Source organism: Frankia sp. CcMO1 (assembly GCF_977945845.1).
On the sequence record NZ_CDWTMG010000043.1, the window covers coordinates 23,590 to 27,319 of the forward strand.

General features: G+C 69.4%; 3 protein-coding genes and 1 pseudogene. 1 reads left to right on the top strand and 3 read right to left on the bottom strand.

Going from position 1 to position 3,730, the window contains the following annotated elements:
- Nucleotides 1–226 (bottom strand): annotated as a pseudogene (locus AC08OU_RS08360) (dihydrofolate synthase); the annotation flags it as partial.
- A gap of 189 nt (nt 227–415) precedes the next feature.
- Here AC08OU_RS08360 and AC08OU_RS08365 point away from each other — a divergent pair.
- Entirely contained in the window at nt 416–1,735 is a 1,320-nt protein-coding gene (locus tag AC08OU_RS08365) for a bifunctional folylpolyglutamate synthase/dihydrofolate synthase (RefSeq protein ID WP_476600391.1), read from the top strand.
- 21 nt (nt 1,736–1,756) lie between these two features.
- On the opposite strand, the gene clpX is transcribed toward AC08OU_RS08365, so the two are convergent.
- Both clpX and AC08OU_RS08375 read right to left on the bottom strand, forming a co-directional pair.
- The gene (clpX, locus tag AC08OU_RS08370; RefSeq protein WP_462186098.1) at nt 1,757–3,043 is read right to left on the bottom strand and encodes an ATP-dependent Clp protease ATP-binding subunit ClpX; all 1,287 of its coding nucleotides are present in this window, start codon (nt 3,041–3,043) and stop codon (nt 1,757–1,759) included.
- A gap of 362 nt (nt 3,044–3,405) precedes the next feature.
- Nucleotides 3,406–3,730, bottom strand: a 325-nt coding sequence (locus tag AC08OU_RS08375) for an ATP-dependent Clp protease proteolytic subunit (RefSeq protein WP_476604596.1), incomplete at its 5' end; no start/stop codon positions are given.

The window sequence follows — 3,730 nt, forward strand, 5'->3', positions numbered from 1 at the left end:
TAATCGCCGACACCGTGGAGCTCTTCCCCACCGAGCCGGTCACCACAATGCTCGGAAGGGCCCGCTGCGGCTGGCCGAGCAGATCCAGCAGACGGCTCAGCCGGTCGAAGCCCGGCCGGGCGCGGACCTCGCGGCGCCGGGAGCACTCGGCCGCGAACGCGCGTGGGCCCTCCCGCTCATGATCAGGAGCATGGGCGGTTCCGGTGGTCCCGGCGGCGCCTGTCACATCCCCGATGGTACGGCCCGATGGTCCGGGTCCACCGGGTTCACTCCCGCCCACGCAAGTGCCCGCGCAGGTGCCCGCGCTCCCCCCCGCAGAGGACGCGTCCGGCGCACCTGCCCGCAGACTCCCGCGGACTACTGTCGACCCCAGGTCGAAGGAGGGCGAAACCAGCCGGTGAAGTGGAACCAGCCTGTGAAGTGGACGTACGAGTCGGCGTGGGTCGCCCTGAACAACACGGTGGATCTCGAGAAGCAGACGATGCCGGCGGGTCGGCCGGTGCCGAGCCTCGACCGGATGCGGGAGCTGGCGGGCCGGCTCGGGGATCCGCACCGGGCGGTTCCGCTGATCCATCTGACCGGCACGAACGGCAAGACCTCGACGGCGCGGATCATCTCGGCGCTGCTGGGCGCGGCGGGGCTGCGGGTGGGGCTGTACACCAGTCCGCATCTGGAGCGGGTGAACGAGCGCCTGGTCGTCGACGGCCAACCGATCGGCGACGAGGAATTCGGACGCTGCGTGGGCACCGTCCTGGACGCGGCCGCCCCGATGAGCGGACGGCCCACCTTCTTCGAGCTGCTGACGGCCACCGCCTTCCGATGGTTCGCCGACCTGGCCGTCGACGTCGCCGTGGTCGAGGTGGGCCTGCTCGGCCGCTGGGACGCCACGAACATCGCCGACGGGCGGGTCGCGGTCGTCACCAGCATCGGCGCGGATCATCTGGACTACGCCGGGAGTATGGCGGGCGTGGCCCGCGAGAAGGCCGGGATCGTCAAGCCCGGCAGTCACCTGGTGCTCGGCGAGGTGGACCCCCGCTTCTACGACATCTTCGCCCGGACCCCGGCCACGGATATCCTGCGGCTGGGCCAGGACTTCGCCGCGGTCGCCGGCCACCCGGACGCGGCGGGTCGACGGGGCGGTTTCCGCACCCCGCAGGCGCGCTACGACGACGTGCGGCTGTCCCTGCACGGTGCCTATCAGGATGCCAACGCGGCGTGCGCCCTGGCCGCCGTGGAGACCTTCGCCGGTCATCCCCTCCCCGACGCCGTGGTCCGGACCGGTCTCGGGGGCGTCCGGGCGCCGGGACGCCTGGAAATCGTGCGCGCACAGCCGCTGTGCGTGCTTGACGGGGCGCACAACCCGGCAGCGGGCGCGGCGCTCGCCCGGTCCTTGGGTGAGGAGTTCCCCGGGCGGGAGTGGACCGTCGTCTACGGGGCGCTGCGCGGTCACGACTACGAGGGGACTCTCGCGGAACTGCGCCACCAACCGATCAGCTCGCTGATCGCCTGCGAACCGGCGTCACCGCGGGCCATCCACGCCGAGCGCCTGGTCTCCGCGGCGCGGGCGCGGGGGATGCCGGCCCACGCTGCCTCCGACGTCGGCTGCGCCGTCCGCCACGCCCTGCGGGACGCGGCGGGGCCGGGTGGGGCGATCCTGGTGACCGGGTCCTTCTACCATCTGGCTGAGGCCCGCCGGACCCTGACCGCGCTGGACCCGACGCACGGGATGCACTGAGTGGGCGCCGGGTGGGCGCCGTCAGGCCGACTTCTCCTGGCGGGGAGGCCGCTTGGACACGACGTCGCGCGGGACCAGCGTCGGATTGACGTGCTCCAGCACGACCTCGCGGGTGACGACGACCCGGGCCACGTCCTTGCGGCTCGGGATGTCGTACATCACCGAGAGCAGGACCTCTTCCATGATCGCTCGCAGCCCGCGGGCACCGGTCCCACGCAGGATCGCCTGGTCCGCGATGGCCTCGAGCGCGTCCGAGGTGAAGTCGAGGTCGACGCTGTCCAGCTCGAACAGTCGCTTGTACTGGCGGACGAGGGCGTTCTTCGGCTCGGTGAGGATGCGGATCAGCGCCTCCCGATCCAGGTTGGACACGCTGGTGATCACCGGGAGCCGGCCGATGAACTCCGGAATCATGCCGTACTTCAGCAGGTCCTCGGGCATGATGTCGCCGAAGACGTCGGATCCGTCCGGGTCGTCCTTGCCGTGCAGTACGGCGCGGAACCCCAGCGACTTCTTGCCGATCCTCGACTCGATGATCCGGTCGAGCCCGGCGAACGCCCCGCCCACGATGAACAGCACGTTCGTCGTGTCGATCTGGATGAACTCCTGATGCGGGTGCTTGCGCCCGCCCTGTGGCGGCACGCTGGCCGTGGTGCCTTCGAGGATCTTCAACAGGGCCTGTTGCACGCCCTCACCGGACACGTCCCGCGTGATGCTCGGGTTCTCCGACTTCCGGGCGATCTTGTCGACCTCGTCGATGTAGATAATCCCGGTCTCGGCCTTTTTGACGTCATAGTCGGCGGCCTGAATGAGTTTGAGCAGAATGTTCTCGACGTCTTCCCCGACGTAGCCCGCCTCGGTCAGCGCGGTGGCATCGGCGATGGCAAACGGGACGTTGAGCATTCGCGCGAGAGTCTGGGCGAGCAGCGTCTTGCCGCAGCCCGTCGGCCCGAGCAGCAGGATGTTGCTCTTCGCGAGCTCGACCTCGCCCTTGCTCCCGTCACCGCTGGATCCGCCCGCCTGGACCCGCTTGTAGTGGTTGTAGACCGCGACGGAGAGGGTCTTCTTCGCCGTCTCCTGCCCCACCACGTAACTGTCGAGGAACTCGTAGATCTCGCGTGGCTTGGGCAGTTCGTCCCACTTGAGCTCGGAGGATTCGGACAGCTCCTCCTCGATGATCTCGTTGCAGAGATCGATGCACTCGTCGCAGATATAGACGCCAGGGCCGGCGATGAGCTTCTTCACCTGCTTCTGCGACTTACCGCAGAACGAGCACTTGAGCAGGTCACCGCCATCACCGATGCGTGCCACCGAGGACTCAGTCCCTTCGTCCAGACGATGGTGTCGCCTGCATGTCAGGGGCGGTTGACACCGCCCAGTCGTCGCGTGTCTGCCTGCAACCATCCCCGTGGGGACGGTACCCCGCCGAGCCGTCCGGTGAGAGCCCAATCGCTCGGCTCATACCGGTCAGCCTACGGTCACCTTGGCCGTCCTCGCCCGTCCACGCAGTCCCATGAGGCCATCGCGTCACGGACGAGAACTGCTGACCGGGTTTCACCGCGTCGGCGCGTCGGGTGTGGTAGCGGCCGACGGCCGACGACCGCGTGCCGGCCTCGCGAGACGTCACGCCTCGCGAGGCTCCGACCGCGGGGTCGGACCGCCGGCCCGGCACCTCAGCGAGCGGTGGCGAGCCGGGAGGACTTCCGGGTCTTGATGACCTCGTCGATCAGGCCGTACTCCTTGGCCTCGTCGGCACTGAAGATCTTGTCACGCTCGATGTCCTTGCGGATGTCCTCTTCCTTCTTGCCGGTGTGGACGGCGAGCATCCGCTCCAGCAGGGACCGCATCCGCAGGATCTCTCGCGCCTGGATCTCGATGTCGCTCGACTGGCCCTCGCCCTGCGCCGACGGCTGGTGGATGAGGATCCGGCTGTTCTCCAGCGCGAACCGCTTCCCCGGCGTGCCCGCCGCCAGCAGCACCGCTGCCGCCGACGCCGCC